6 protein-coding genes are annotated in these 4,471 nt (G+C 62.2%); 3 read left to right on the top strand and 3 right to left on the bottom strand.

The window, feature by feature from the left end; all coding sequences use genetic code 11:
• Positions 1-312 (top strand): Uma2 family endonuclease (locus SYN65AY6A5_RS03830; protein WP_143597134.1); only part of this gene is annotated, 312 nt, incomplete at its 5' end.
• Between the two features lie 5 nt (positions 313-317).
• On the opposite strand, the gene SYN65AY6A5_RS03825 is transcribed toward SYN65AY6A5_RS03830, so the two are convergent.
• Entirely contained in the window at positions 318-956 is a 639-nt protein-coding gene (locus SYN65AY6A5_RS03825; protein WP_011430384.1) for a Crp/Fnr family transcriptional regulator, read from the bottom strand.
• 257 nt (positions 957-1,213) lie between these two features.
• On the opposite strand from SYN65AY6A5_RS03825, the gene atpC reads away from it, so the two are divergent.
• Together atpC and SYN65AY6A5_RS03815 are read left to right on the top strand one after the other, a co-directional pair.
• Positions 1,214-1,621: an ATP synthase F1 subunit epsilon gene (gene atpC / locus SYN65AY6A5_RS03820; protein ID WP_011430385.1), complete on the top strand. Its 408-nt coding sequence runs from the start codon at positions 1,214-1,216 to the stop codon at positions 1,619-1,621.
• Between the two features lie 82 nt (positions 1,622-1,703).
• A complete protein-coding gene (locus SYN65AY6A5_RS03815) occupies positions 1,704-2,210 on the top strand; it encodes a heavy metal-responsive transcriptional regulator (protein ID WP_049749752.1) in 507 nt (168 codons plus the stop codon).
• Here SYN65AY6A5_RS03815 and glmS read toward each other — a convergent pair.
• On the bottom strand, positions 2,171-4,018 hold the full coding sequence (gene glmS, locus SYN65AY6A5_RS03810; RefSeq protein ID WP_099835917.1) for a glutamine--fructose-6-phosphate transaminase (isomerizing): 1,848 nt from the start codon (positions 4,016-4,018) through the stop codon (positions 2,171-2,173). The two genes, SYN65AY6A5_RS03815 and glmS, sit on opposite strands and share 40 nt — an antisense overlap.
• A 246-nt stretch (positions 4,019-4,264) precedes the next feature.
• Positions 4,265-4,426 carry a transposase gene (locus tag SYN65AY6A5_RS14300; RefSeq protein WP_240527399.1) on the bottom strand — a complete coding sequence of 54 codons (162 nt, stop codon included), beginning with the start codon at positions 4,424-4,426 and terminating at the stop codon, positions 4,265-4,267.
• Positions 4,427-4,471: the final 45 nt, after the last annotated feature.

Genomic DNA, 4,471 nt, shown 5'->3' with positions numbered 1-4,471 from the left:
GATTTGCGTTTCCAAAGACCTCCCGACCTGGTGGGCGAAATTGCCGACACCACCCTGGCTCTTGACCTGGACGAGCAGAAGCAGCTTTATGCCAGCCTGGGCATTCCTGAGTACTGGGTCATCGATGTCAAGGGGCGGCGTGTTTTTGCCTTTGCCCTGGCCAAGGACAGGCGCTATCGGGCCATTGCCCAGTCAGAGGTGCTGGCGGGCCTGCAGATAGCTCTGCTTGAGCAGGCGCTGGAACGCCTGGCCAGCGAGACCAACACCGCCGCCGCCAACTGGCTCCTCCAACAGCTCCAACGCCAGGCTTAAAGCCGTCAGGGCGTTTGGGCCAGCTTGATGATGAGATGGCGGTTTTTGTCCACCGCGATCCAGCCCTGCTGGCGGAAACGGTTCAAAAGACGGGTGATGGTGACGCGGGTAGTGCCGATGGCATTGGCCAAGTCTTGGTGGGTGAGGCGCACCTGCAGGCGCACCCCCGTCGCCATTGGGGATCCCAACTCCACCGCCAATAGGGAGAGCAACTGGCGCAGCCGATCCTCCACCCGCCGCCGCCCGGCCAAGGCCAGCAGCGCTTCGGTTTGGCGCAACCGCCGCACCAACTGCTTGAGCAGCCCCTGGCTCAGGGTTGCTGAGGCTTCCACCTCGGCTGCCGGCAGCCGCAACACGTCAACCGCCGTCAACGCCTTGGCTTGGTAGGGATCCAACATTGTCAGCGGGGATCCCAGGGGCATGGAGGGGCCAGCAAATCCCAACAGCGCCTCGCCGCCATTGGGATAGAGGGTAGTCAATTGCACCACACCCCGACAGACGATCACCCACTCCTCGGGAAACAAAGGGATGACCTGGCCGGGACTGTAGGGAGATAAACTGCGGCCTCGGTAGAGGTCTTCTAGCAATTGCCGCTCCCGTGTAGGCAGGCCGGCAGCAAAATGGCCGGGCATCGTTTCAGGCATAGGCTAGCTCCGCTAGGGCAAACTGGGCACACTGGTCGTTGGGCTTTCCCCTACCAATAACAGCATGGGGTTGGCTTCGCGGCTGAGTTGGGGTAGAGGACAAGTGTTCCCGACAACACCTTACCGCTTGCCTCTTCGACGGAAGTAAAGGAGAGGTTATGCTCAGGTTAAGTCTCGCCACGCAGAGGGGCAGAACCGAGAGCAACCGCGATCCGGTAGGATAGAAGTGCCAAGCTCAACCCTTCAGGAGACCTGCTGTGACGCTGATGGTTCGCGTGATCACCCCCGACCGCACGGTTTGGGATGCCCCCGCCGAGGAAGTGATCCTCCCGGCTACCTCAGGTCAGTTGGGCATCCTCACCAACCACGCCCCTCTCTTGACGGCCATCGGCAACGGCGTGATGCGGGTCAAGGCCGGTGGCAAGTGGTCGGCCATTGCCGTGATGGGCGGGTTTGCGGAAGTGGAAAATAACGAGGTAACCGTTCTGGTCAACCGCGCCGAGCGGGGAGAAAAAGTGGATAAGGCCGCAGCTCAGGCCCTCTTGGACAAAGCGAGCCAAGTTTTGAACACCAGCAGCGACAAGCAAGAGCGCCTGCAGGCCAAGTTGGATCAACAGCGGGCCAGGGCCTTGATCCAAGCCGCCGAGATGGGCCACAAAAGCTGAGGGATCCCCGCTTTTCTTGGCAGGGGATCCGGCTGCGGGGCTGGCTTTGTTAAGCTGAAGCTCTTGGGGAGCTGGTGGTGCTATGTTCAGTCCTGCAGTTGCCGATGGCGCATTGGGCAGCTTGAGAATTAGCCAGGTGGCGGCGGTGGCGGGGTTGCCGGTGCGCACGGTGCGCTACTACGAGTCGCTGGGCCTGCTGAAGCCAACGGTGCAGCGGTCGGAGTCCAGCTATCGCCTCTTCCATCCGGCAGTGCTGGGGCGGCTGGCTTTCATTCGCCGCTGCCAAAGCCTGGGCCTGAGCTTGGAGGAAATTCGCCAGATCCTGCAGTTGTACGACCGGGGGGAGCAGCCCTGCCCAGAAATCCGCCAACACCTGCAGGAGAAGCTGTGGCAAATCGAAGAGCGCATGGCCGAATTGCAAACTCTAAAAGGCCAAATTGAAAGCCTCCTTTCCGATTGGCGGATCCCAGCGGAACCGACGGCCCAGGAGGACGTGATCTGCCCGATTTTGCAAAAGCCAGAGGCCGGCGGTGACAAGGTTGGCAGACGCTACTCGACGGTTACCGACTTGGCCAGGTTGCGGGGCTGATCCACATCGGCCCCGCGGCGCAGCGCCATGGCGTAGGCAAACAGCTGCAGGGGGATGACGTTCAAAACCGCCGACAGCAGAGGTGTGGTGCTGGGCACCTCGATGACGTGGTCGGCTTTTTCCCGGACCTGGGTATCTTCCGGATTGATCAGGGCAATGACTCGCCCGCCCCGCGCCCGCACCTGCTCGATGTTGGAGAGCATTTTTTCGTAGACGGGATCGCGGGTGGCAATACACACCACCGGCATGCGCTCGTCGATGAGGGCAATGGGGCCATGCTTCATCTCCCCTGCTGGGTAGCCCTCGGCGTGGATGTAGCTGACCTCTTTCATTTTTAAGGCCCCCTCCAGGGCTATGGGGGCGTTGACCCAGCGGCCCAGGTAGAGCATGTCGGTGACGTGGTGGTACTGCTCCGCCAACTGCTCGTAGAGGGCGGCGTCTTTCAACAACAGGCTGATCTTGCCCGGCAGCTCGATTAAAGCTTGCAGGTGGGATCGGATCTGGGCCGGGCTGAGGATCCCTTTGGCCTGGGCCAGTTGCAGGGCCAGCAGGTATCCTGCCACCAGCATGCCGGTAAACACCTTGGTGGAGGCGACGGCGATCTCCGGCCCGGCGTGGATGTAGATCACCCCGGCATCCGCCAGACGAGTGGCCTGGGATCCGATGGCGTTGACGATGGCCAGGGTGGGGATCCCCTGAGTGCGGGCCTCGCTCATGGCCGCCAGCGTATCCACCGTCTCACCGGACTGGGTGAGGGCCACCAGCAGGCTGTGGGGGCGCAGCACCGGCTGGCGGTAGCGAAACTCGGAAGCATAGTCCACCTGCACCGGGATGCGGGCCAGGCTCTCGATGAAATACTTGAGCACCAGGCAGGCGTGCCAGGCGGTGCCGCAGGCCACGGCGTGGATCTGCTCTATCTGGGCCAGTTGCGCTTCTGTTAGCGCCAGCCCCTCCAGCGTCACCCGCCCCCCTTCCAGATCCACCCGCCCCCGCAGCGTATCGGTGGTGGTGCGCGGCTGCTCGTAGATCTCCTTTTGCATGAAGTGCTTGTAGCCCCCCTTGGCCGCCGAGACGGGATCCCAGGCTACGGTGATGGGAGTCTTGCGCAGCTCTTCGCCGGTAATGCGCAGGTAGCGCACGCTGGAGTCGGTGAGGATGGCCATCTCCCCATCTTCCAGAAACACCACCCTGCGGGTGTGGCGGACGATGGCGGGCAGATCCGAGGCCACAAAATTTTCCCCTTCCCCTTCGCCAATCACCACAGCCCCGGCATTGCCCAGGCGGGCGGCAATCAGACGATCCGGCGCCTCCCGATCCAAGGCCACCACGGCATTGCCTCCCCGCAGTTGTCCCATGACTTTGGCAAAAGCTGCCTCAAAGCAGCCCAGCTCCTCCGTGTACAGGCCCAGCAGGTGGGCGATCACCTCGGTATCGGTTTGGGAGCGAAAAGGGATCCCGCGCTGCAGCAGGTGCTCCTTCAGCTCCAGGTAGTTCTCCACAATGCCGTTTTGGATGACCACGATGCGCCCGCGCGCGTCGCAGTGGGGGTGGGCATTTTCTTCGCTGATACCGCCGTGGGTGGCCCAGCGGGTGTGGCCAATCCCCACCTTGGCCGTGGGCATGTTGGCCGTGAGCTTCACCAGCAGGTTGTGCAGCTTGCCGGTGGCCCGCACAATCCTCAAGCCCTCTTCTGGATCCACGGTGGCAATGCCGGCGGAATCGTAGCCGCGATACTCCAGGGTGCGCAGGCCCTCCAAGAGGATGGGAGCTGCCCACTGAAAGCCCACATAGCCGACAATGCCGCACATTCCTCACACCTCAACCCGAATATCCGCAAAGCCTACCCCAGCTTCCGGATCCCTTCAATGGTTTTTGCCGCCGCTGCGGGAGTAGACCTCGGCAGGGATCCTGGCTTCCTACTCAGGAACGGGCTGCTGCTGCCGGAGCTCAGGGGCCAGAGCAAAAGAAACCGGCGCGAAGTGACATCCTCTCCCGCTAAGCCCTGACGGGCTGTAGACGGGAGCTTCCGAGAATCACTTCCCGGAGTTGCTGCTTCAACGGACTGGTAAACCAGGATCCTCCACAGCCAGAGAGCGGCAGTCCCACCGCCCCCCTATATCCCCCCGTATACGGGGGGACCTGAGTCCTCGCTTCAAAATCTCGATAGCAGCGTTCAAGTCTCTGTCCCACGACCCGCAACGAGGGCAATCATGCACCCGTTCCGACAAGGTCTTGGGAACACGCTCCTCACAAACACAACA

This window comes from Synechococcus sp. 65AY6A5, assembly GCF_002760415.1.
GTDB lineage: Bacteria > Cyanobacteriota > Cyanobacteriia > Thermostichales > Thermostichaceae > Thermostichus.
This window is presented reverse-complemented; position numbering and strand designations above follow the sequence as displayed.